The sequence below is a fragment of the Bradyrhizobium xenonodulans genome, from assembly GCF_027594865.1.
In the GTDB taxonomy this organism is placed as follows: Bacteria; Pseudomonadota; Alphaproteobacteria; order Rhizobiales; family Xanthobacteraceae; genus Bradyrhizobium; species Bradyrhizobium xenonodulans.
Genome location: NZ_CP089391.1, coordinates 6777025 through 6799628, shown reverse-complemented (window position 1 = coordinate 6799628; position 22604 = coordinate 6777025). Strand labels below are relative to the sequence as shown.

General features: G+C 60.6%; 19 protein-coding genes and 1 pseudogene. 13 read left to right on the top strand and 7 right to left on the bottom strand.

Annotated elements, in window-relative coordinates:
- Window positions 1-2 precede the first annotated feature (2 nt).
- The 5 genes and pseudogenes from I3J27_RS32405 (at window position 3) to I3J27_RS32385 (ending at window position 5220) form a co-directional block, all read left to right on the top strand.
- Window positions 3-1214 carry an ABC transporter substrate-binding protein gene (locus I3J27_RS32405; protein ID WP_270162943.1) on the top strand — a complete coding sequence of 404 codons (1212 nt, stop codon included), beginning with the start codon at window positions 3-5 and terminating at the stop codon, window positions 1212-1214.
- A gap of 208 nt (window positions 1215-1422) precedes the next feature.
- The gene (locus I3J27_RS32400) at window positions 1423-2568 is read left to right on the top strand and encodes an acyl-CoA dehydrogenase family protein (protein WP_270162942.1); all 1146 of its coding nucleotides are present in this window, start codon (window positions 1423-1425) and stop codon (window positions 2566-2568) included.
- A gap of 70 nt (window positions 2569-2638) precedes the next feature.
- Window positions 2639-3616 (top strand): NADPH:quinone oxidoreductase family protein, encoded by a 978-nt coding sequence (locus tag I3J27_RS32395; RefSeq protein WP_270162941.1) that lies wholly within the window; start codon window positions 2639-2641, stop codon window positions 3614-3616.
- A 36-nt stretch (window positions 3617-3652) separates the two neighbouring features.
- Window positions 3653-4324, top strand: coding sequence for a nitroreductase (locus I3J27_RS32390; protein ID WP_270162939.1), 672 nt, complete (start codon window positions 3653-3655; stop codon window positions 4322-4324).
- A gap of 119 nt (window positions 4325-4443) precedes the next feature.
- A pseudogene (locus tag I3J27_RS32385) lies at window positions 4444-5220 on the top strand (enoyl-CoA hydratase-related protein).
- Between the two features lie 251 nt (window positions 5221-5471).
- Here I3J27_RS32385 and I3J27_RS32380 read toward each other — a convergent pair.
- Complete coding sequence (locus I3J27_RS32380; protein WP_270162938.1) at window positions 5472-6812, bottom strand: LLM class flavin-dependent oxidoreductase; 1341 nt, start codon at window positions 6810-6812, stop codon at window positions 5472-5474.
- Window positions 6813-7061: 249 nt separating this feature from the next.
- The gene (locus tag I3J27_RS32375; protein ID WP_270162937.1) at window positions 7062-7385 is read right to left on the bottom strand and encodes a hypothetical protein; all 324 of its coding nucleotides are present in this window, start codon (window positions 7383-7385) and stop codon (window positions 7062-7064) included.
- A 71-nt stretch (window positions 7386-7456) separates the two neighbouring features.
- Between I3J27_RS32375 and I3J27_RS32370 the strand changes: the two genes are divergently transcribed.
- The 5 genes from I3J27_RS32370 (at window position 7457) to I3J27_RS32350 (ending at window position 15189) form a co-directional block, all read left to right on the top strand.
- The gene (locus tag I3J27_RS32370; protein WP_270162935.1) at window positions 7457-8389 is read left to right on the top strand and encodes a TauD/TfdA dioxygenase family protein; all 933 of its coding nucleotides are present in this window, start codon (window positions 7457-7459) and stop codon (window positions 8387-8389) included.
- A 28-nt stretch (window positions 8390-8417) separates the two neighbouring features.
- On the top strand, window positions 8418-9461 hold the full coding sequence (locus I3J27_RS32365; RefSeq protein WP_270162934.1) for an ABC transporter substrate-binding protein: 1044 nt from the start codon (window positions 8418-8420) through the stop codon (window positions 9459-9461).
- Window positions 9458-10324 (top strand): ABC transporter ATP-binding protein, encoded by an 867-nt coding sequence (locus I3J27_RS32360; RefSeq protein WP_270162930.1) that lies wholly within the window; start codon window positions 9458-9460, stop codon window positions 10322-10324. Before I3J27_RS32365 ends, I3J27_RS32360 begins: the two co-directional genes overlap by 4 nt.
- Window positions 10317-11192 (top strand): ABC transporter permease, encoded by an 876-nt coding sequence (locus tag I3J27_RS32355; protein ID WP_270162929.1) that lies wholly within the window; start codon window positions 10317-10319, stop codon window positions 11190-11192. The genes I3J27_RS32360 and I3J27_RS32355 overlap by 8 nt, the downstream gene beginning before the upstream one ends.
- Window positions 11193-12108: 916 nt before the next feature.
- The gene (locus tag I3J27_RS32350; RefSeq protein WP_270162927.1) at window positions 12109-15189 is read left to right on the top strand and encodes an EAL domain-containing protein; all 3081 of its coding nucleotides are present in this window, start codon (window positions 12109-12111) and stop codon (window positions 15187-15189) included.
- Between the two features lie 559 nt (window positions 15190-15748).
- Here the strand turns inward: I3J27_RS32350 and I3J27_RS32345 are convergent.
- The 4 genes from I3J27_RS32345 to I3J27_RS32330 all read right to left on the bottom strand — a co-directional run bounded on the left by I3J27_RS32345 (window position 15749) and on the right by I3J27_RS32330 (window position 19101).
- Complete coding sequence (locus I3J27_RS32345; RefSeq protein ID WP_027548159.1) at window positions 15749-17074, bottom strand: DUF3422 family protein; 1326 nt, start codon at window positions 17072-17074, stop codon at window positions 15749-15751.
- Between the two features lie 96 nt (window positions 17075-17170).
- Window positions 17171-17296, bottom strand: coding sequence for a hypothetical protein (locus I3J27_RS32340; RefSeq protein WP_256374910.1), 126 nt, complete (start codon window positions 17294-17296; stop codon window positions 17171-17173).
- Window positions 17297-18555: 1259 nt separating this feature from the next.
- Entirely contained in the window at window positions 18556-18864 is a 309-nt protein-coding gene (locus I3J27_RS32335) for an SDR family NAD(P)-dependent oxidoreductase (protein ID WP_270162925.1), read from the bottom strand.
- Window positions 18865-18903: 39 nt separating this feature from the next.
- Window positions 18904-19101, bottom strand: coding sequence for a Rossmann-fold NAD(P)-binding domain-containing protein (locus I3J27_RS32330; RefSeq protein WP_270162924.1), 198 nt, complete (start codon window positions 19099-19101; stop codon window positions 18904-18906).
- Between the two features lie 902 nt (window positions 19102-20003).
- On the opposite strand from I3J27_RS32330, the gene I3J27_RS32325 reads away from it, so the two are divergent.
- The 3 genes from I3J27_RS32325 to I3J27_RS32315 all read left to right on the top strand — a co-directional run bounded on the left by I3J27_RS32325 (window position 20004) and on the right by I3J27_RS32315 (window position 21754).
- Window positions 20004-20288, top strand: coding sequence for a hypothetical protein (locus I3J27_RS32325; protein WP_270162923.1), 285 nt, complete (start codon window positions 20004-20006; stop codon window positions 20286-20288).
- Window positions 20289-20711: 423 nt separating this feature from the next.
- Window positions 20712-21053 (top strand): DUF3551 domain-containing protein, encoded by a 342-nt coding sequence (locus tag I3J27_RS32320; RefSeq protein ID WP_270162922.1) that lies wholly within the window; start codon window positions 20712-20714, stop codon window positions 21051-21053.
- Window positions 21054-21301: 248 nt separating this feature from the next.
- Window positions 21302-21754, top strand: a complete 453-nt coding sequence (locus I3J27_RS32315; RefSeq protein ID WP_270162921.1) for an acyl-CoA dehydrogenase family protein — start codon at window positions 21302-21304, stop codon at window positions 21752-21754.
- A gap of 26 nt (window positions 21755-21780) precedes the next feature.
- Here the strand turns inward: I3J27_RS32315 and I3J27_RS32310 are convergent, their stop codons facing one another.
- Window positions 21781-22584 carry an IclR family transcriptional regulator gene (locus tag I3J27_RS32310; protein ID WP_270162920.1) on the bottom strand — a complete coding sequence of 268 codons (804 nt, stop codon included), beginning with the start codon at window positions 22582-22584 and terminating at the stop codon, window positions 21781-21783.
- Window positions 22585-22604: the final 20 nt, after the last annotated feature.

The window sequence follows — 22604 nt, the reverse complement described above, 5'->3', positions numbered from 1 at the left end:
TTATGTTTGGCAGAACTATACAGACGACTGCCCTGGTGACAGCAGTCATTACGCTCGCCTCCGGTGCCGCGCAGGCGCAGAAGAAGTATGATACCGGCGCCACCGACACCGAGATCAAGGTCGGAAATCTCATGCCGTACAGCGGCCCAGGATCCGCCTATGGCGTCATCGGCCAAGTGGAGGCGGCTTACTTCAAGATGGTCAATGACAAGGGCGGCATCAACGGCCGCAAGATCAACTTCATCAGCTATGACGATGCGTACTCGCCCCCAAAGGCCGTCGAGCAGACGCGCAAGCTGGTGGAAGGCGATGAGGTTTTTCTCATGTTCGATCCGCTGGGCACAGCCAACAACACGGCAATCCAGAAATATCTGAACTCAAAGAAGGTCCCGCAGCTGTTTGTCGCGACGGGCGCAACTAAATTCAACGACCCCAAGAATTTCCCATGGACCACGGGTTGGCAGCCGTCCTACCAAAGCGAGGCGCGCGCCTATGCAAAGTACATTCTCAAGGAGAAGCCAAACGCCAAAGTCGCCGTATTCTTCCAGAATGACGATCTCGGGAAGGATTATCTGAAGGGTCTCAAGGACAAGCTCGGGGCACAGATCATTGCCGAGGAGAGCTACGAGACAACCGAGCCGACGATCGACACTCATATCGTCAAGCTCAAGGCGTCGGGCGCCGATACGCTGGTCAACATCAGCTCCCCCAAATTTGCTGCTCAGGCAATCAAGAAGATCGCTGAAATCGACTGGAAGCCGCTTCATATCCTCAGCAACGTTTCGTCTTCGATCGGTAGCGTCATCAAGCCCGCCGGCTTTGAGAACGCGCAAGGCGTTGTTTCCGCTACTTACCTGAAGGACCCGTCGGATCCGCAGTGGGACCATGATCCTGGCATGAAGGAGTTTCAGAGCTTCCTCACCAAATACTATCCCGAAGGCAACAAGCGGGACATATTGTTGATTACCGGCTACGCGCTTGCTGAGACGCTGGCCCAGACATTGAAGCAGTGCGGGGACGATCTCACCCGCGAGAATGTCATGAAGCAGGCTGCGAACCTGAAGGATTGGCGGACCGAGGCGCTCTTGCCGGGCATCTACGTGAACACCTCGCCGACCGACTTTGCGCCGATCAGTCAATTGCGTCTGATGCGCCTTAGCGGCGAGAAGTGGGAGCTGTTTGGTGACGTGATCAACGGCGACACGGACGATTGATCCGGTCTCGGAGTATTCCGCGCATGCCCTTTGCACAACAGTTCTGATGTCAGGGGCTTTGTTGAAGGGCGTGCGCGGAAGCCCGTAAGCGGTCGCGTCCGATAGGGGCGATCGGATCGGTATCCAAGTGAACGGGGCAGCTCTGTTTTGCGGATGCAAGGGGCAAATGAACGCAGTTTTGCGTTCGTCTTAACGACGAGTGAAGCGCATGATCAACTTTCAACCCTCTTGGCTCGATTCTGACCTCGAAATGTATCGCGACACTGTGTCACGCTTCATCGAGAAGGAGATGGTGCCGCTGGATGAAGAAGCTCGTGAGCGGGGCAATGTCGGGCACGAACTGTGGCTAAAGGCTGGAGCACTTGGGCTTCTGTGTTCGGACATTCCGACAGAGTATGGCGGCGGCGGCGGCGATTTTCGCCATGAGGCGATCCTCTACGACGCAATGTCACGGCGCGGTTTGACGGGAATGAATCCGTCTGTGCACACGATTGTGGCCCACTACCTGCTCAACCACGGGACCGAGGCGCAAAAGCGCGAATATCTGCCGCGCTTGGCGAGTGGAGAATTGGTCGGCGCCATCGCAATGACCGAGCCGGGGGCGGGCTCGGATCTTCAATCTATTCGAACTCGCGCCGAGAGGCGCGGCGACACCTACGTGATCAACGGTTCCAAGACGTTCATATCTAACGGCCTCCTTGCAGGATTGGTGCTGGTTGTCGCGAAGACCAGCCCGGCTGAGCGAGCGAGCGGAATGTCGATCATTCTAGTTGAGACCGCAAAAGCTCCCGGCTTCAGGGTCGGCCGCGTGCTCGATAAGCTCGGACTGAAGGCGCAAGATACGTCCGAATTGTTCTTTGACGAAGTCGCCGTGCCAGCGTCAAATCTCCTCGGCGGAGTGGAAGGTCATGGCTTCTATCAATTGATGTCCGACCTGCCTTATGAGCGCACCATTATTGGTGTGATGGCGGTGGCGGCAATGGAGGGGGCGCTGGAGGCAACGCTTGCCTTCGTCCGCGAACGCAAGGCGTTCGGAAAACCGATCGCTGAATTCCAGAACACAAAATATAGGCTCGCCGAGTTGGCCACTGTCACGAAGGTTGCGCGCAGCTTTGTCGATAAGTGCGTCGAAGCACTGGTTGACGGCACGCTCGACGCAGCGACGGCTTCGATGGCCAAACTCTGGGCCTCAGAACAGCAAGGCAAGGTCATCGACGAGTGTTTGCAGCTGCATGGCGGGTACGGCTTCATGAATGAGTACCTCATCGCACGCATGTATGCTGATGCACGGGTTCAGCGCATCTACGGAGGGACAAGTGAAATGATGAAGGAAGTGATCGCCAGGGCACTTTAGGCCGTCGTAATTGGCTGAATTCCATCGCGTGAACTCGTGGCCGACGGGTCGGCTCGCTCAAGAGGATGTCATGAAAGCAGTCTTGGTTGAGAACTACGACCATATCGACAATATCACCATCAAAGAGGTCGCTAAGCCGGAATTGTCGGCGGGAATGGTCCGCGTCGGGATTCAGGCCGCCGCCGTCGGCTTCGTCGATGGCTTGAAGGTGCAGGGCCTGTACCAGACCAAGGACCCGTTGCCGTTTACGCCCGGCTCGGAGTTTGCGGGCATCGTCGACGAGGCGGCTGCAGATGTTGAGGGCTTCGCTTCGGGTACGCCGGTCATCGGCATGGTCAGAAGTGGCGGCCTTGCCGAATATATTTGCGTGCCGGCCACGGACCTTTTCGTGACGCCAAAAGGCATTGAGCCCGAGGTCGGCGCCTCGTTCTTCGCTAACTACCTGACGGCGCTCTACGCACTCAGCGCTCGGGGAAAGCTACAGAGCGGCGAGATACTCTTGGTTTTGGGGGCCGCCGGCGGCGTAGGAATAGCGGCTGTTCAGATCGGAAAGTTGCTCGGCGGCCGCGTCATTGCGGCGGCTTCGACCGAGGAGAAGAGGCAGTTCGCGATGAAGTTTGGCGCGGATGCAGGTCTGGACTACACGCGTGAAGATTGGCGCGATGCGCTTAAGGAACTAACCGGTGGTCACGGCGCCGACGTGATCTATGATCCAGTCGGTGGTGACGTGAGCCTCCAAGCATTCCGGTCGATCGCCTGGAATGGGCGGCACTTGGTGGTCGGCTTTGCGTCTGGAACGATTCCTGCACTGCGTTTCAACCTGCCTCTTCTGAAGGGAGGGGCACTGCTGGGTGTCGACCTTGCGCAGATCGGTCGTCGCGAACCCGACGTGCGGGATCGAGTGATCGCGCAGCTCTTCACCTGGTTGAGCGAGAAGACGCTCGTTCCCGTCGTAGGGAAGGTCTTCGCATTCGAGGACTTCCACGAAGCGTTCAAAGCGATGACGACGCGCTCGGCACTCGGAAAGATGGTCGTCCGGATCGGCTGACGACATTCCTCGTTTAAGGTATTTGGAGACATTCACATGAACGTGTCGGACGCGCTCAATTCGCGGACCTCGGTCCGGGCGTTCTTGGACTTTCCCGTCCCCGGAGAGATCGTTAAGGAGATCCTGCTTTCTGCCGGCCGTTCGCCGTCTGGCGGAAATCTACAGCCGTGGCACGTGTGGGTGCTCGGTGGCCAAGAACTGTCGCGCTTCAAGGCGCTGATGGCCGAGCGGATCAAGGATAATCCGATGGGCGAGCAGCCGGAATACAATATCTATCCGCCCGACCTGAAGGAGCCGTACAAAACTCGGCGCTTCAAAAACGGCGAGGATCTCTACCGCACGATCGCAATTCCGCGCGAGCACAAGGCGGCACGCCTCAAGCAGCTTGCAAAGAACTTCAGCTTTTTCGGCGCGCCTGTTGGCCTGTTCTTTGCCATCGATCGCCAGATGGAGCCTGGGCAATGGGCTGATCTCGGTATGTACATACAGTCGGTCATGCTGCTTGCGGTGGAGAAGGGATTGAGTACCTGCCCGCAGGAAGCCTGGGCGCTCTGGCACAAGACAGTGGCGGAGTTCATCGGATTACCTTCCCATCTGATGCTTTTTTGCGGCATGGCCCTGGGGTACATGGATCCCGCACATCCGATCAACAGTTTGCGTGCTGATCGCGCAGACCTGTCGGAATTTACAACCTTCATCGGATTTTGATGAAGATGGCGTTCGGAATGTGCGCGCATCGCGGAACTGTCGAAACTTTTGAGTTTGGATGGGCCGCCGGGGCAATCGCCGACTATCCGTCTTGCTCAACTTCAAAAGGCTGAACGCTGATGACTTACGAGTATGTCAAAGTTTCCCGCGACGGACACTGCACAATCGTTACCATCGACAGGCCTGAAGCACACAACGCCTTGAACTCGGCTTGCCATTGCGAACTTGAAGAGATTTTCGACGAGTTCGCCGCGGATGAGCAACAGTAGGTCGCGATCATCACGGGAGCCGGGCAGAAAGCCTTCTGCGCAGGCCACGATCTAAAGCAGCAGGCTGCTGGCGGTGGACTCACAACTCCGCCAAAGGGTTTCGGGGGTATAACAAAGCGCTTTGATCTCGCAAAGCCGGTGATCGCCGCGGTCAACGGAGTGGCAATGGGCGGCGGTTTCGAGATCGCGCTTGCATGCGACATTGTCGTGGCGTCTGAAAACGCCGTGTTTGCTTTACCTGAGCCGCTCGTCGGCCTGGCGGCGCTCGCGGGAGGAATCCAACGGTTGCCCCGCGAGATCGGGCTCAAGCGAGCGATGGGCATGATGCTGACGGGGCGGCGGGTCAACGCCGAAGAGGCGCTCTTGCTCGGTCTCGTCAACGAGGTGGTGAGCGGCGACCTCATGGGCGCCGCTAGGCGTTGGGCCGACGAGATCCTTGCATGCAGCCCCATGTCGGTGCGTGCCACAAAGGAAGCGGTTCTTCGGGGGCTATCCCGACCCGTTTCGGAAGGGTTGTCGGAAGAATGGGATTATCCGGCAATGAAGGCGATGCTTGCCTCCGCGGATGCAGTCGAAGGTCCGCAGGCTTTCGCGGAAAAGCGAAAACCGGTTTGGAAGGGTCGCTAACGGCCACGACACCTTCGACAACGATGAAGGCTTTCTCAAGCTTGTCGTACTCCGACCCGATGGTCGTCAAGCGGATCAAGCGTTTAGCGCACCGATCGGCGCTAGCCCCCGCGCCGATACACCGGGGCGCCTGGGTCGCATTGTGTTGCGGCTAGGGGACGCGCTTAACGACTACGCGCGTCCCAAGTATTCACTCGAGTGTGTCCGAGTATCGCGCCGAAATCGACTGCTCCATTTTCGGTTTCAAACGGTCAGGCGATCGCCTGAATCTTCCCCGCATACATACTCGCCGGCCGCTCGAGCCCGTAATGCTCGCGCAGCGTCGAGCCGGTGAAGTCGTGGCGGAACAAGCCGCGCTTGCGCAGGATCGGTACGACCTGCTCGGCGAACAGATCGAAGCCGCCGGGCAGGAAGGGCGGCATAACGTTGAAACCGTCGGCGGCGCCGTTTTCGAACCAGGCCTGGATACTATCGGCAATCTTCTCCGGCGGACCGGCAATCACCCAGTGGCCACGCGCGCCGGCGAGGCGCTGCACGAGCTGACGTATCGTCGGCTTCTCGCGATCGACGATGTCGACCACGAGCTTGAAACGGCTGGCGACGCCCTGCGCGCCGCTGGTGTCGATCAGATGCCGTGGAAAGGGACCATCGAGGTCGAATCCGGTGAGGTCAAGACCGGTCATCTGGCGAAGCTGGGTCAGCGAGAATTCCGGCTGGATTAGCGCGTTGAACTCCTCTTGCAGGCGGTCAGCCTCAACCTGACTGCTAGCGATGAACGGACTGATTCCGGGCAGGATCTTGATCTGATCGGGACTGCGGTCGAAGGCGCGCGCTTGACGCTTGATGTCGGCATAAAACTCCTGGGCGCTCGCCAATGTCTGGTGCGCGGTGAAGATCGCTTCCGCAAAGCGCGCGGCAAAGGCTCGCCCATCCTCGGACGATCCGGCCTGGACATAGACCGGCCGCCCTTGGGGCGGCCGTGAGACGTTGAGCGGGCCGCGTACGCGAAAATGCTTTCCAATGTGGTCGATTGCGTGGATCTTGCTGGTGTCGGCGAAAATGCCGGAGACAGGGTCGTTGACCAGCGCGTCGTCTTCCCAGCTGTCCCACAGCCGTGTGATGACGTCGAGATATTCCCGCGCCCGCTCATAGCGCTCGTGATGCGGCGGATGCGCGGGCAGGCCGAAGTTCTGGGCCGCCTGCGGCGAACTCGTGGTCACGATGTTCCAGCCGGCGCGACCGCTGCTGAGGTGATCCAACGAGGCGAACAGCCGCGCAAGATTGTAGGGCTCGGTGTAAGTCGTCGACGCGGTCGCGATCAGGCCGATATGCTTCGTGGCCGATGCGATCGCCGTGAGCAGGGTGATCGGCTCGAGCCGGAACCGCTGCGCGTAACGGACGTTGTCGGCCAGCGCCGGACCGTCGGCGAAGAACACCGCGTCAAATTTGTGGGCTTCCGCGCGCTGCGCCAGCTCCTGATAGTAGGTGACATCAAGGATGCGGTCCGTCGTTGAGGCCTTGTGACGCCAGGCCGCCTCGTGGTGACCGTCAGGATAGATGAAGAAGTTGAGTGAAAGTTGCCGTTTGCTCATAGCGTTGCTCGTTGGTTGCTGTCGGATATCGGCGTCGCGCTTTAGGTTTCACTCGAATCTATGTCGATGACCGCAAAGCTGTCGATGAAATGAATTTGCGTTGTTGCGGGCGAAGCGAGCATGAAGCGCGTGAGCTCATCGCCAGTCGGAGACGAGTGCGTTCGTCATCACGAACAACGCAGCGCTTCGAGCTGTTTCGTGCTCATTCGGCTCGCTGTCACGCCGGTGAAACGGCGCAACCGACCATCACTATTGTAAATATTTCCGTGTCCGCTTGGCGTGCGAAGCGATCATTGCTCGCCGCGCAAAACAAAGCTGGTTTCGTTTCATTGACTGGATCGCGATCGCATTTACGATCTGCACCGTCCAAGCGAGGTCGTTCACCATGCGGCAATCCGATCCACCCGTCGTTCGCGAAGCAGCCCGGCTGATCTCGGTTCTGCGTGTGCGGTGCTGCGCTGGCGCGATGGCGGAGAGCTGTACCGCCGGGATCCGTGTGCCGCGAGCCATCCAGCCGCCGACGTGATCCCCTAGGACCACATCCAAGACTTCATCATCATTCGTCATCATCATTCTTCGCCGCTGCTCGTACGACCGGCGCATGGCGGAGCTTTGTCCAGAACATCACAGGAAAGACTACGATCATGAGCATCACGGCCACCACCATCGACAACGTCATCCCGCGCGCCGACATCGTGAAACGCGCGGCACGGCTCGGCGCCGAGATCAGGAACGTCAAGCTGTCGGGCGACCTACCTGACGACGTCGTTCGCGCCATCAACCAGGTGCTGCTCGAGCACAAGCTCATTTTCTTCAGGGACCAGGGGCATCTCGACGATGCCGAGCAGGAGCGCTTTGCCGTCAGACTCGGACAACTCGTGCCCCATCCGACGGTCGGTGCGACCAAGGGGACGTCGTCGATTCTGGAGCTTGACTCGGGGCGGGGCGGCGGCCGTGCCGACCAGTGGCACACGGATGTCACTTTCGTCGACGCCTATCCGAAGATTTCGGTTCTGCGGGGCGTGGTGATCCCGCCGTACGGCGGTGACACCGTTTGGTCGAACACGGCGGCGGCCTATCTCGACCTGCCGGCGCCGCTGCGCAAGCTCGCGGATGAGCTCTGGGCGATCCACAGCAACGCCTATGACTACGCCGTGAAGACGCGCGCGAGCGAGGCGGATAGAAAGCACTTCGACGAGGTATTCACCGGAACGATCTATGAAACCGAGCATCCGGTGGTACGGGTCCACCCCGAAACCGGCGAGCGCACGCTCGTGCTGGGTAATTTCGTGCAGCGCTTCGTCGGCCTGCCGAAATATGATGGCCAGAAGCTGTTCGAGCTGTTCCAGTCCCACATCACTGCGCCGGAGAACACCGTGCGCTGGAATTGGCAGGCCGGTGACGTTGCGATCTGGGACAACCGCGCAACCCAGCATTACGCCGTCAACGACTATGGCGACCAGCACCGCGTGGTGCGGCGCGCCACCATCGACGGCGAGGTGCCGCTCAGTGTCGACGGTCGCCGCAGTGTGACGCGCATCAAGGCGTCGAAACCGCAGACGGCCAAGGCCGCTTGATCCCGCTTCACTGACAGGATTTATCAGAATGAATTCGCTATTTCGATTTGTTGGCGCACGGCATCGCGCCGCGCGATTGGCGCTCGCTGGCGCCTTCATGCTGGGCCTCGCGGCTCCGGCCGCTGCCGAGCCGCCGCTCGAAAAGACCGAAATCCGCTATCAAGGCTGGGCCGGGCAGGTGACCTTCATCGAGCTTGCCGACGATCTCGGCTATCTCGCGCCGCTCAAGCTCAAATGGGTCGGCAATACCATCAGCGGCCCGCAGGACATCCAGACCGTCGTGACCGGCGATATCGATATCGGCGGCGCATTCTACGGCGCGATCCTCAAGCTCATCGCCGCAAAGGCGCCGATCAAGGCCGTGGTCGGGTATTATGGCTCCGACGCGAACACCTATAATGGCTATTATGTGAAGGACGACAGTCCGATCAAGGCCGCACGCGACTTGCTCGGCAAGAAGGTCGCGGTCAATACGCTGGGCGCGCATCTGGAGTTCGTGCTTCGAGAATATCTGGCCAGGAATGGTCTCGGCGCGAGTGAAGCCAAGCAGGTGACGCTGGTGGCGGTCCCGCCGGTGACCGGCGAGCAGGCGCTGCGCCAGGGGCAAGTCGAAGTGAGCGCGCTCGGCGGCGTGCTGCGCGACAAGGCACTGGAGAGGGGTGGTATTCACTCACTGTTCAACGACACAGATCTGTTCGGCCAGTTCACCGGTGGCTCCTATGTACTGCGGGACAAGTTCATCAAGGATAATCCTGATGCCGCCCGCAGGCTGGTCGAGGGCATTTCGCGCGCGATTGACTGGGCGCAGACGACGCCCGCCGAAGAGGTGCGGGCCCGGTTCGACCGGATCATCGCCGAGCGCAAGCGCAACGAGGATGCCTCTTCGATCAAGTATTGGAAGAGCACCGGCGTCGCATCCAAGGGCGGCGTGATCTCGGACCGCGAAATCCAGGTGTGGATCGACTGGCTCGAGAAGGATGGCCTGTTCAGGCCCGGTCAGATCAAGGCCTCCGACACCTACACCAACGCGTTCAACTATTTCCGTCCGGGAAAGACGGCGGAGGTGCAATGACTCCGGTCAAGATCAGCTTCGAGCAGGTCCGCAAGGAATTCATCACGCGAGATGAGGGCGGCCGCCCTGCAGGCCGCTTCACGGCCCTTGACGGCATCACGCTCGACGTTCGCACCGGCGAGTTCCTGGTCTTGGTCGGCCCAAGCGGCTGCGGGAAATCGACCTTGCTCGATTTGCTGGGCGGACTGACGATGCCAACCAGCGGCCGCATCCTGCTCGACGGGCGCCCCATCGCCGGACCCGGACGCGACCGCGGAATCGTATTTCAGCAGTACGCCCTGTTTCCTTGGCGGACCGCCGCGGAGAACGTCGAATTCGGGCTCGAGATCGCCGGATTCAAGGCCAGGCAGCGGCTTGAGATCGCGCGGCATTTCCTCGACCTGGTCGGCTTGTCCGGCTTTGCCAATCGGTATCCGCACGAGCTGTCCGGCGGCATGAAGCAGCGCGTCGCGCTCGCCCGAAGCCTCGCCTACGATCCGGAGGTGCTGCTGATGGATGAACCGTTCGCGGCGCTGGACGCTCAGACTCGCGAGACGCTCCAGGGTGAATTACTGCGGATCTGGCGCGCCACCGGCAAGACCATCGTCTTCATCACCCATGGCATCGACGAAGCCGTCGTGCTCGGCGAGCGCGTAGCCGTCATGACGTCGCGTCCGGGGCGGATCAAGCAAGTCATCGACCTCCCCGAGGTACTGCGCGACGAGGTAGACGATGTGCGCTCACTGCCGGAGTTCGGCCATGTACGCCATGAGGTCTGGAGCCTGTTGCGCGACGAGGTTCAGAAGGCCCAGCGGGGCCAGTTGAACGGAGGTGTCGGTGCGCGACATGTGGACCACGAGGTGAAGGAGATCGCCCATGTCTAGTCTGGAGACGCTGATACTGCTGGAGCTCGCGCACGGACGCCGAGAGGCGCTCACTGGCGTGCAACCTCAACCGTCGCCGGCGGTGAGTGGGGCCCGTGCCGCGATCCGCCAGTTGACTGTCCTTGGACACCGCTCCCTGCTACTGATTGCCCTGTTGTTGCTATGGGAAGCGGCTCCCAGGCTCGGCCTGATCGATGCGGTGTTCCTGCCGCCGTTCTCGGAGGTGATTGCCGCCGGCTGGCAGCTCGCGCAAAGCGGCGAGCTCTATGATGATGTCTCCGCCAGCTTGCTGCGCGCGCTGAGCGGGTTTCTGATATCGGTCGCACTGATTGTGCCGCTTGGCCTGGCGGTCGGCAGGTCAGCCCGGCTCGGTAATCTCCTGAACCAGTTCATCGAGATCTGCCGCAACACCGCGCCGCTCGCGCTGCTGCCGGTGTTCATCCTGCTGCTCGGGATCGGCGAGATGTCGAAGATCACGATGGTGATCTACAGCTGCGCCTGGCCACTCCTGCTGAACACCATCGCCGCGGTGAAGCAAGTCGATCCGCTCCTGATCAAATCGGCGCGGACCATGGGCGCGACACCGCAGCAATTGTTTCGCAAGGTGATTCTGCCGGCTGCGCTTCCGACCATCTTCGTCGGTATTCGCCTCGCCAGCGCATCCGCCATGCTCGTGCTGGTCGCGTCCGAGATGGTGGGCGCCAAGGCTGGTCTCGGCTATCTCATCATCAACAGCCAGTACAGCTTCCTGATCCCGCAGATGTATTTCGGCATCCTCAGCATCACGGTCATCGGGCTCGCGTGCAATGCTGTCCTCGAGGCGCTGGAGCGGCGCTTCATGCGGTGGAGGGCGCCGGTGACGGCATGAGCGTGCAGATATCGTCGCGACGCGAAGCACGATCGCAATCATCTGAACTGCGGACGTGAGTAATGACGACTGAATCCATCGTGCAGACCAGAGGTCCCGCGGCGTCCGGTTCTGCGAAGTACGATGCCGATTTGGCTGGTGCTTCCCGGCGGCGGACTGGCAGTGATCGGGGCAGCGGCGAGTTGTGGGCGGCAGCAGTTTGCCGTAACGTGGAAACGGCAGGCTGCACTAATCTTACTCCGTCATACCGTTTATCTCCTGATCCTCAGGAGCTTGCGCAGCAAGCGTCTCGAAGGACGAGGCCACCAGCGGGCTTCTTGGTTCGAGACGCGCTTCGCGGTCCTCATCATGAGGTCTTTCTGACGCAATAAGACTAATCCCTCCCTACGCAGCTGCGGCGACAAACTCGGCACCGCTCGCCGCCTGCGCGCGGCGACTTTCCTCACTTTGGTGTCCGACCACCCCAGCGGCTTGCCGCTCTTCGACGGCAGCACGAGTTGTCCGACCGCCTGCCCGTCTGGTCCAGCAGCACCGAATGCGTCTCGCCGCGCGCATAGAGATGTGCCTCGCCCCATTGCCTTAAGGAGACCACGACCAGGAACAAGCCGTGGTCCCGTCTGGTCAGCACATGTTCCTGATAGGCGCTGCCGTCGGAGGCCGGGATCTGTTCGAGGACGCCGGTTTCGACCAGTCGCGCGTCGCGCCGTCAGCATGCCTCGCGCGAAGTAGACCGAGCCCGTCGCTTTAAGCCATGTCACTGAGAGAGCAGTGCGGTGGCGGAAGCGGTTGGCGACCGGCGGCGCCTGAAGGTTAATTCTTCGCAATTGCAGCAGCGCCGTTAATGCCCGAGACACCAAGCACCTTTACGTGTCCTTCGCCTCTCTGTCCTAGCTTTGGAACGGCTGGGGCAATCTAAATGGGCATATTCGCGCGATTCCGTACCGCCTTCTCCGTGGGCGATCTGACCGACCCGCTGGGTCGTTCTCTCCTCGTGGAGCAGTTCCGTGTGCTCCGACAGCAGGTGCCGGTTCTCTACGCCGTGCTGCTCGTCGACAGTATCAGCGTAGGGCTGGTCCTCCCGACCACGGTGTCGCCATGGCTGCGATTCGCGTTGCCGGCCGCTCTCCTTGCGATCTGTCTCGTCCGGCTGGTTCAGTGGATACGCCTGAGGCGGAGCGATTTCACGCCGGAGGAGGCGTACCGTGAGCTCGTCAGAACCCGCTTGGTGGCGGTGGTGCTCAACGCGGGCTTCGTGTTCTGGATCCTGGCGCTGTTTGGAGTTGTCGAGCCGAGCCTGCGCGCGCCTGTCGCGTTGCTCGTGTTCATGGGATGTATCGGCACCGCTTACTGCCTCGGCAGCTTCCCGCCGGCGTCGCGGCTGACGATGATCATCGCCGGTGCGCCGATCGCGACCGTGCTGCTCTTCTCCGGAGACGGGATGATGATCTCGCTCGGGATCAATCTGCTGCTGTTGCTCGTCCTGCTCGGTCGGATGATCAGCACGAACTTCCGGTCCTTCGTTCAACTGGTGGAGACCCATAGCCGACTGACCGAAGAAGGCGATCGTGCAAGGGTTGCAGAGCAGACCGCCACAGCTCTCGCCGAGCGGTTCGACAGAGCGCTCAACAACATGTCTCAGGGCCTTTGCTTCTTTGACGACGATCAGTGCCTGATCGTCTGCAATCGGCAGTATCTGGAAGTCTACGACCTCGATCCGGAAATCGTCCGGCCAGGCATGAAGTTGAACGATATTGTCGATCTCCGATATTCGGTCGGCAGCGCACCGAAGATGTCCAAGCAGGAATATCTGGTCTGGCGCAACAGCGCCGCGGTGATTGCCAAGAATTCGGATACGACCGTCGAGCTGACGAACGGGCGCATCGTGCGCATCCGGCATAGGCCGATGCAGGGCAACGGCTGGGTCGCCACCCACGAAGACATCACGGAGCGACACCGGACCGAAATGGCTCTTGCGGAAGCCAAGGCCGCGGCCGAGCAGGCCGAAGCGACCGCGCGGGCCGCCCACACTCACCTGAGGGAAGCGCTCGACGTCGTGCCTGAAGGCCTCGCCATTTTCGGCAAGGACGATCGGCTGGTTCTTTGGAATAGGCAGTACACGGAATTCTACGCTGCCAGCCGGGACGCCCTCGCGGCGGGAGCTCCGTTCGAAGGCATCCTCCGCGCCGGTTTGGCCGCCGGACAGTACCCCGAAGCTGCGGGACGCGAGGAAGAGTGGCTCGCAGAGCGCATGGCCCGACATGCATTGCCCCGGCACTCTCATGAGCAGCATCTCGCCGGCGATCGATGGGTGCGCGTCGAGGAAAGACGGACGGCGGATGGGGGTAGCATAGGCGTTCGGATCGATATCACCGACCTCAAGCGGCGTGAGGCGTCGTTCCGGCTTCTTTTCGAAGAAAATCCGCTTCCGATGTGGGTGTCGGAGGCGAAGACGCGGCAAGTGATCGCGGTGAACGGGGCGATGTGCCGCCACTACGGCTTTTCCCGCAAAGCTCTCCTCAGCATGTTCGAGCCGCAGCTTGAGTGCGGAGATCCCGAGAGCGAAAGTCGTGATTTCGAGCTGCACCGGACGGCCAACGGCGAGGTGATCCAGGTCGTGATCGAGTCTCGGCCGCTCATCTACGAAGGCCGCGCCGCGCACGTTTCGGTCGCATTCGACGTGACCGATCGGAATCGGACGCAAGAGAAGATCAGCTATCTCGCTTGCCACGACGCGCTCACCGAATTGCCGAACAGGGCGGCGCTGGATCAGCACCTCATCGACGCGATCGAGCGGGCGCGCGCCAGTGACGATGGGTTTGCGGTGCTCTGTATCGACCTCGATCACTTCAAGGAGATCAACGATCTGTTCGGCCATGCCGTCGGCGACGCCGTGCTGCGGGAGGCCTCAAGGCGCCTGCAGGAAGCCGCGCAAGGATCCTACGTTGCCCGTGTCGGCGGCGACGAGTTCATCGGCATCACTGATGAATTGCCGTTGCCGGCAAGCGCGGAACTGCTCGCCACCAGGATGCGTGCCCAATTCGAACATCCAATCGAAGTCGACGGCCACGCCCTGCAGATAGATCTCTGCGTCGGAGTGGCCCTGTATCCGAGAGACGCTGACAATGCCGTCTTCCTGCTGGCGAACGCCGATGCCGCGCTCTATCGCGCGAAGCACGAAGGCAGGGGAGCGATCCGCCTGTTCACGAGCGCCATGGACCAGCAGTTGCGGGACCGCCGCGCCCTGGAGCACGATTTGCGGGTGGCTGTGGAGCGCGGCGAGCTCTATCTGGAGTACCAGCCGCAACAGGACCGCCACGGTATCCTCAAGGCCTATGAGGCCCTCGTACGCTGGCGCCATCCGGTGCGCGGAATCATTGCCCCGGGGGAGTTCATTCCGGTCGCGGAGAAGAGCGGCTCGATCGCGCAGATCGATGACTGGGTTCTCATGGAGGCCTGCATGGAAGCGGCGTCGTGGCACCAGCCCTTGAGGGTGGCGGTCAACGTCTCGGCCGCACAGTTCCGCCGAGAAAATCTGGATGCCCACGTTCGCAAAGCACTGCGCGAGAGCGGGCTACCGGCTTCGCGCCTTGAGCTAGAGATTACTGAAGGCGTACTGATCGAGGACATTGCGCGCGCCAAAAGGACGATGCAGTCGCTCAAGGCTCTCGGGATCCATATCGCGCTCGACGATTTCGGAACTGGATACTCGTCGTTGTCCTATTTGGAGGCGTTTCCCCTCGACCGCATCAAGATCGACCGCTCCTTCGTCGCGGCGCTTGGCGAGAGCGAGCGGTCGCTGGCCATCGTTCGAGCCGTGATCGGCCTGGCCCACGGGCTTGGCGTGCCGGTGCTTGCCGAGGGTATCGAGACCGATGCTCAGATGTCGCTGCTACTCCAGGAGGGGTGCGACGAGATGCAGGGGTACTTGATAGGGCGGCCACGGAGCCTCGAGTCTGCCCCGCAAAGTAACAGGGTTCCTATTCGAGCGGCTTCTTGACCACCGGCGCTCCGCTCCGCGCGCGCGGGGAAGTCCGAGAGGAAGATCCCGCTCGAATCTGGTTCGTCAGCGGCCATGGCCGCTAGTTGCTGTTCTTGATGAAGCTTCATCGAAAACCTTGTTGTCCTCACCTGGTCCGGAAAATCGGTCAGTTCCGGTGGCAAGACATTGGCCAACCTCGAAACTGCAGTCTTTGCGGCGATCGAAGCGCTTCCCGAGCCGGTCCGCCTCGGCTTCGCGAAGTTCGCCGCATCGATTGCGGCCAGTTCGCCGGCGGGGCTCTGGCGAATGTCCGGGCACCGGCGGTCCTGCACGCCCTGCGCAACCACTTCTTTGACGCTCGAGTCTCTTCCGAATAGTGGTTTCTGGGCTAGCTTAACTCAGTCGAACCGCCGCGGTACGGATTCGTGTATGCCAAGTGGTGTGGGAAGGCGGGCATCGCGAGACGTCCCCTATCCCGGTCAATCAAAGCACAAATTGCGGGCTAACCAGTGGGAGCTTTTGCGGCAGCGTCGCACCACGACTATGCGAGCTAACGCACTGCTTTCCTCAAGGAGCTTTAGTCGCAAGCCACCGAGGGCGCGTTGTCGTGCTTGAGGTGTCGCTTCCGGATGTTGTAACTCACCAGCCAGATCACGCCGACCGCGATCGGCACGAAGGCTGCGGTTAGGAACGAGGGCTCTACACGCAGTCCGACATCGTGCGCGCCCTTCGCCAGATAGCTAAACAGGCTGACCACGTAATATCCGATCGCCCCGACCGATAATCCTTCGACCGTGCACTGCAGCCGAAGTTGCTGCCTCGCGCGCTCGTTGATAGCGTGCAAGAGGTCACGATGCTGTCGTTCAATTTCGACGTCGACACGTGTTCGCAACAGATCGGCGACACGCGCCAGCTTGACCGACAGACTTGCCTGACGATCCTCCACGGTCGCGCAGGTGCGCATCGCAGGCGCCATCCGGCGCGCCAGAAACGACGACCAGGTCGGATAGCCCGCCACATCGTTGCCTTCAATGATGGACAGCCGCGATTGGACAAGCTCGTTATAGGCCCTGCTGGCGCCGAAGCGAAACAGGCTACCGGTCGCACCTCTTTCGAAGGAGGCGGCCAACGCCGTCAGTTCGGCAAGCAGGTGGTTGTTGAATTTCAGTCCCTCTGCGCCTTGCATTTCTTCGAGCGTCTCAACAAGACGCCGATCGATACGATCGACAGACGGCGCAAGCTCGAGGGCCGCCGACAGACCAAGCAGCGCCAACGGGCGGTAGGTTTCGATTTCCAGGAGCCGTTGCACCAGCGCTCCGAGATCGTGCGACGTCAACCCGAGGTCGCAGACGAGGATTTTCGTGAAGCCTTTTTCGTCCACGCGGAAGTCTGAGGCGGCAACGCCTGCACCATTCCTTGTGGCAACCATGGCCAGGCTATTCTTGTCAAAAATCTGTTCGGCGCGCTTAGTCGGCGAGGGGTCCTGCTCCACTTCTAACCTGATCGCGACCAGCAATTGTCCGGACTGCCGCAACGCGCGGATCAGCGATCGGACGGCATCATCAACTTTGTCGAATTGGTGAGCGGCAGGACCATTTGCGTTAGGCCAGAACCAGGTGAATGTTGTAAATTCCGAATGCTGCTCCCAGCGTAGCGTAGCAGGCCCGATGACAATCTGATGATGTTTCGCCGATTGCCCAGGCGGCGGAAGATTGCGGTCCAGGCAGAAATCGATAAAACGACAGCGATCGCTTACGGCCGCCTCGCCCTGCGCAAGAAAAGCGAAGTGAATCACGCTGAATGGCGAAACAAGGCGCGTGAAAGGGCGCGCGTGCACTTCGTCGAGCACAGCGTCGCGTTGCGGATGGGGGTTGAAGGTTCGCAGATCAAGTTCATCGATCATGTATTCACGACTCGCTTCAGAGTGAGCAAGCAACCGTCAGCCTTGACGCTCGAGGCATTGGCGGTGCTGGAAAACGGGTGCGCGGCAAGGCGCCGATCAAGTCACGTTGACGATCGATACCGAGGTCGCCTTCGGCTCGACAAAGAGATCTTGCGGGAGCAGGATCAGGCCGAGCAGATTGAGCCGGAACAGCCTGATCCCGCTTTCGACTGACGCCGTCAAAGACGTCTGCGGGGTACGGTCCGGCGTCTAGGGCGAAATGCCGGTATTGTGGATCAATGCTTCTAGCGGTACGCCAGCAAGCCGTTCCCCGACCTTGGGGGTGGCGTGCGACACCGTCCGACGAATGCCTAGATCGACGTGGGCATGGTTGTCTGCCTCCGAAACCCATGGACATCGCCCGCCACCGAAGGATTGCCGCGTGCAAGCGAAGATACGCCGGCCATCTTCTGAAAACAGGTTTCCGGTGGCATGACCGATGCCGCGCGAGGCCGTGGCAAGCAGGAGCGTCTTCCGTTCTCCCAGCGCGGTGCAGACAGGCGACCTCCGGTGCGGCAACCGCATTATCGATTGACAGATCGATGCCCAAGCGCGACTCCATCTTGTTGCTGCCGCCTAACTTCCTGGCGCGGAGAGCCGGTGCAGAATCTGGGCCAGCACTGTTGAAGGGCCTCGCGCGCGTCTTTTTTGGCGCAATGTGGTTTTCGAAGACAGTCGGAGGCGGGTTTCAGACATGAAGCGCGGTTGTATTCTGACAAAATGCGTACGTGAGGCAGGCCACAGGGAATTGCCTGTTCCGCAAGATGTTGCCTCGCCGGCCGCTGCCATTGTCTCAGCGGCCACGCTAAGGTCGGATTTGTCGATCCAGAGGCCGGAGGGTGACCGCGCCCGGACCCGCGGGGCAAGGCTTAGCGATGGGCTCATAACGTCACATCGAGCGAGCTCGCCTGGATCACGCACGCAGAGCGCTCGCCGTCCTCGTCTTTGAAGCGACACTCGGAGCAGCACGAGCGTCGCGGCTCGACCGATTGTCGCAGGGAGGCAGATACGTGGCGATCGTTGTGAGTGATCGACCAAATAGCGGCGGATCACAGATGCGGCCGACAACTCGAGTCATCGGACGTATTGCTCGAGTGCGGTCGCGGAACCTTGGATCCGTCTGTCGCCATGAGGCTGAGAGCCAATCTCCGTCGAATTGGCTTGCCGGATTTTGCGCGACTCGCTTGTGTATCGGCGCGGCGTCCCGACGCCGATCGGCTGATCCATACTACATTAGTCGAGTGTCACGCTTTAAGACGATCACGGCGTATTTCTCGCCGTCCTCGATCCAGGACGCAGAAGCGCGCAGCTCCGGATCCTAAAGCGAGCAAAACGGACATTCTGCTGTGCCGTCGTGGCAGGTACCGCCTGTTGCAGAACCAGACTGTCGGGTCGGCGGGGATTCTTTCCCCCACGACGAATGTCGTCGTCTCGCCCCAGCCTTAAAGCATCGGTTCGAATTGGCAGTGCACGAGCATTTCGGAGACCGAGGCATTGTTCGGCGGCATGAGCGCGGTTTCCACCAGGCGGGCGATGTCGGCCGGCTGGCTCATCTCATGGCGAGGGATCTCGTCGTCGTTCAGCGTCATGTCAGTGGCGACGTAGCCCGGGCAGATCACCGTCGCCCGAATGCCGGCCGCGCGTCCTTCCCGTTGAATGCCGTGGGTGAGTGCAACCGCGGCGAACTTGGTCATGGCGCAGCCGACGTTGCTTCCCACGCGCTTTCCGGCGAGGGATCCCAGATTGATCACCCGGCCATGACCGCAGACGGCCAAATGAGGGAGGGCGGCTCAGACGGGGCGCAGGGGACCCTTGACGTTTACGCGCCACATTTCATCCAGCTCGTTCTCGCCCTCGTCGGAGACTCGGACCTTCGGATTGATACCAGCTGCGTTGACGATGGCGTCGATTCCGCCCCTGCGCGCGACCGTTGCGTTGACCCAGGAGATAGGACTTTTGGCGCCTTCGGCATCATAGCGGTGCGTCATGAGCCTCGCGCTCTCGGCGAGGCGCCCGCGGGTCGCGAAGCCCCGCCGATACGCGGAAGCCCGAGGCCAGGAGCTGGTCGACGGCGGCGCGTCCGATGCCGCGCGAAGCCCCTGAGGCCATGACGATCCGATTGCCGACTTCCAACATCCTGGTCCGTCTCCCATGGGCGAGCGAAGACCAACACAAAATGTAAGGGGATATGCGCGACGATGAGTAAGTGAAATTCACTCTGCCTGCATCGGGCGAGCTTATGGCTCCCGCGTCCGACGGCTTTGCGTCTTATCACCGAAGACCTTGTAAGCCCCATGCGGTACATTGCGAACATTCAAGCCGACTGCACCTGTAGGAATCGACACCTGCTTTCCATCGGGCAGTTCGATCGTGCCCCCCCTCAAGATAGTAGTAAGATTCATCACCATGATGGATGTGCAGCGTTGCCGTCTCTCCGGGCTTTACCTCACTAATGCTCGTGATCACCTCAATGTTCGTTCCGGTTAGGTCGCCCCGCTTCAATTCCTTCCGATACGGCGAATCTTCGGCGTTTGCTGCGATCGCGGATTACGAGCCTCGAAGCAAGGGCACAAGACTGTAAGACAGGTGGAAATCTCTCCCGGACGTCGCGCCCCGTTCTTGGCGGAAACACCATCGGCTTGCGTTAAGCTTCTTGAACGGCAAACCTAGGAAACAACGTGTTTTTGGTCTAGGATTGTTGCCACCGGGGCCGGACTGCATTGTTTCACGATGAGCGCTTTGTACCCGAGGGCCACCGGCAATAATTGTTGTCGACAGGCTTTTCAAGGAGAAGCGGCGGATGCTGGTTGGGGTTCCCTATCTGGCGATTGGCGTCTGCGTCATTGTTGCAGGTTGGCTTGTGATGAACTGGCTCATCTAGCGGGCTGAAGTGCGCAAGGGGGCGTCAATGCATGACTGGAAGAGCGAGCTCGATGCGCTTGTCGAGGAAACCACGGCGTTGGCCAGATCGCTGAAGGTGGAGATCGAACGGCCGCGGCGTCAGCCGAAGGAGGTCGTCGAGCAGGGTGCCCCCGGCGTCCCCGGCTATGGCAGCAGCGAACGTGATGAGATCAGGAAGCGGATCGAGAGTTTCAAAGCGCATCAAAAGCGCTTTATGCGCGAGCGCGAGGAATATGCCGATTCGCTGCTGCGCCGGATCAGGCCGATCACCTAGAAGAGCTCGTTCAACCTTTCATGAGCCCCGCCAGGTCCCTTGGGTCGTGCAGCTCTAGCGCTACGCGATCTACGGCAGGCCTGAGAGACGGTGAATTTCCGCTTCGGTCATTTGATAAGCTCACGGTAGGGCTTGCCGCCGATCCGAACCGGCTCATTCCGGAGCGCGAGAGTTCTCAAGCTCGAGTGATCCTTTGCCCCAGGGATTTTTCTGCCGCGCATGCACCCCTCACCGCGCTGGAAAGATGCGTTCCTCTTCTACAAATAGCAGGAATGCTGCTCCAGGGAGCGCCGTCACGCTCGAGCTTCTTTCGCAGGCATTCGCCGGACGGGCTGCGACCGGCCATTTGCCATTGACTAAGATCAAAACATCAAATGAGAATCCTCTATCCTTCAGCAAGACTTAACGGAGGCTAATGGTCTCATGTGCAACCTTCTGTTTATCGGCGTGCTTGCACTTCCCATCCTTGTCGGCTTGGGATCGCCTTCAATTGCCGCTCAGCGGGGGCGGTCGTACGTCCCCCCGGCTCGGCAGGACATTTATTGCCTGCAGGGGCGTACCTGGGGCTATCCGGGCAATTGCCAGTTCTCGACCTATGACCAGTGCATGGCCACTGCATCCGGCACCTACGCCTATTGCGGTATGAATCCGATCTACGCGTTCCAGCGACAGGCAGGACAATTGCGCTCATGTGCGATCGTCAAGCATGATCGAGACATTCCTCTGAGTATTGTTCATATAGATGGAGGTTCCGTGCAAGGTTGACGGACGTTGGGCTGATTGGACGTCCCCGTGCGACCGCCATCGCGATGCTATCTCTTCAGGTGCATCAAAACACTAAGCAACAACGAATGGGACGCAGTGGCTCATCGGCGTCAGGCGCAGGCGGGAAGGCGTGGCCCGCGGCGCCTTGAGCGCGGCGGTCGCGCACACCACGAGCTTCGTGCATAAGGACCGGAACAAGAGCCTTTCCGATTGCCAGGCGATCCGGCAGGAACTCCGGCGCCGCCAAGGTGCTGGTCGAGACGCTGCGGCCTGGCGCAACGAACTCGCGGGCCGGCTCGACGCGCTTGTGGCGCGCCGGCAAGCTGCAGAGCGAGATCCCGATTCCGCTGACCGAGTTCAAGGTGCACGCCGCCGAGGTTGCCAACAAGCTCGCGGCCACGGCGCTGACCGTGACCGGCGGTTATGGCTACCATCGCGGTCCGATCGAGCGCTCCTACCGGGACGCGCGCGGCCATCGCAATGGGGCCATCCAACGTGATCGCGCGGGACTGGATCGGCAAGGCGCTGGTCGGCCTACCGCTGGAGCTGTTTTACGAAGGCGGCGGGTAGCGGTCCGCTGGGCAGGAGAAGTCGCGGCTCCTTGCACCGCGTGGGCCGATTGCTCGCTAAACGCGAGTCCAAACTTCTCTTGCGTTATCGTTGCTGTTATCATTTCGGATAAACGATCGAAGCTCCTGTGATGAAGCGATTCGCAAGAGAAGTCGTTTTAGGGGAATGTATCCTCGAGTGTTTCTTCCTCACTGTCCGTCTGAAGGATGGTTTGCGACAGGAGTACGGAGGCTTTTTGAAGTAGAGGAATGAAGCGATCAAGCTCTGCGAAGCTGACTCGCGCCACAGGCACCGATACGCCAAGGCAGGCTATCAGCTCTCGGTCCGGGGAAACGATGGGTACCGCGCAGCCGACGACACCCTTCACGTACTCCTCATTGCTCTTGGCCCAACCGTGTCGGCGTGTTTCCTCGAGAAGTCTCAGGAGCGTGTCGCAATCCACGACCGTGTTATCAGTGTACTGTGTCAGAGCGAGTGAGCGACATAACTTCTCACGTGCTCTCTCGGGTAACCGGCTCATGTAAATTTTTCCAGTCGAGGTGCAGTGAAGTGGAGCAGCCTCGCCAGGATTGAATTGAAGCCCTTGTGGTTGGGAGACACGTACGCTGTCGACGTAAGCAACGACGTTGTCGCGCACGACCCCGATTTCGCACTGTTCGCCGATCTCGCCGGCAACCGCGCGGAGTACCGCGTGCCGCCGCGCCGTGCGAAAGGCCGCGCCGATCACTTTGGCGGACAGCGTGACCAACTGATTTCCCACCACGTAGCGCTTCGATCCGAGAGCCTTCTGAAGGAGGCCGCGTTCTTCCAAATTTCCGACAAGCCGATGGGCCGTCGGAATCGGCAACGAAAGAGCGTTAGCGATCTCCGCGACCGAAACAGCCTTCGTCTGATTGGCAACGTAACCCACGATGGCGAATGCCCGGTCGAGAGGCCCAACCGTCTTTTCTTGCTCCGTCATAAAAATCTCCCTTAGTACAA

What these genes read in the sequence shown, in the direction of transcription:
- I3J27_RS32370 (WP_270162935.1), top strand. Translation starts at nt 7,457, where the DNA reads ATGAGCATCACGGCCACCACCATCGACAACGTCATCCCGCGCGCCGAC.
- I3J27_RS32405 (WP_270162943.1), top strand. Translation starts at nt 3, where the DNA reads ATGTTTGGCAGAACTATACAGACGACTGCCCTGGTGACAGCAGTCATT.
- I3J27_RS32395 (WP_270162941.1), top strand. Translation starts at nt 2,639, where the DNA reads ATGAAAGCAGTCTTGGTTGAGAACTACGACCATATCGACAATATCACC.
- I3J27_RS32365 (WP_270162934.1), top strand. Translation starts at nt 8,418, where the DNA reads ATGAATTCGCTATTTCGATTTGTTGGCGCACGGCATCGCGCCGCGCGA.
- I3J27_RS32360 (WP_270162930.1), top strand. Translation starts at nt 9,458, where the DNA reads ATGACTCCGGTCAAGATCAGCTTCGAGCAGGTCCGCAAGGAATTCATC.
- I3J27_RS32320 (WP_270162922.1), top strand. Translation starts at nt 20,712, where the DNA reads ATGTGCAACCTTCTGTTTATCGGCGTGCTTGCACTTCCCATCCTTGTC.
- I3J27_RS32380 (WP_270162938.1), bottom strand. Translation starts at nt 6,812, where the DNA reads ATGAGCAAACGGCAACTTTCACTCAACTTCTTCATCTATCCTGACGGT.
- I3J27_RS32345 (WP_027548159.1), bottom strand. Translation starts at nt 17,074, where the DNA reads ATGATCGATGAACTTGATCTGCGAACCTTCAACCCCCATCCGCAACGC.
- I3J27_RS32330 (WP_270162924.1), bottom strand. Translation starts at nt 19,101, where the DNA reads ATGACGCACCGCTATGATGCCGAAGGCGCCAAAAGTCCTATCTCCTGG.
- I3J27_RS32400 (WP_270162942.1), top strand. Translation starts at nt 1,423, where the DNA reads ATGATCAACTTTCAACCCTCTTGGCTCGATTCTGACCTCGAAATGTAT.
- I3J27_RS32310 (WP_270162920.1), bottom strand. Translation starts at nt 22,584, where the DNA reads ATGACGGAGCAAGAAAAGACGGTTGGGCCTCTCGACCGGGCATTCGCC.
- I3J27_RS32355 (WP_270162929.1), top strand. Translation starts at nt 10,317, where the DNA reads ATGTCTAGTCTGGAGACGCTGATACTGCTGGAGCTCGCGCACGGACGC.
- I3J27_RS32375 (WP_270162937.1), bottom strand. Translation starts at nt 7,385, where the DNA reads ATGATGATGACGAATGATGATGAAGTCTTGGATGTGGTCCTAGGGGAT.
- I3J27_RS32390 (WP_270162939.1), top strand. Translation starts at nt 3,653, where the DNA reads ATGAACGTGTCGGACGCGCTCAATTCGCGGACCTCGGTCCGGGCGTTC.
- I3J27_RS32350 (WP_270162927.1), top strand. Translation starts at nt 12,109, where the DNA reads ATGGGCATATTCGCGCGATTCCGTACCGCCTTCTCCGTGGGCGATCTG.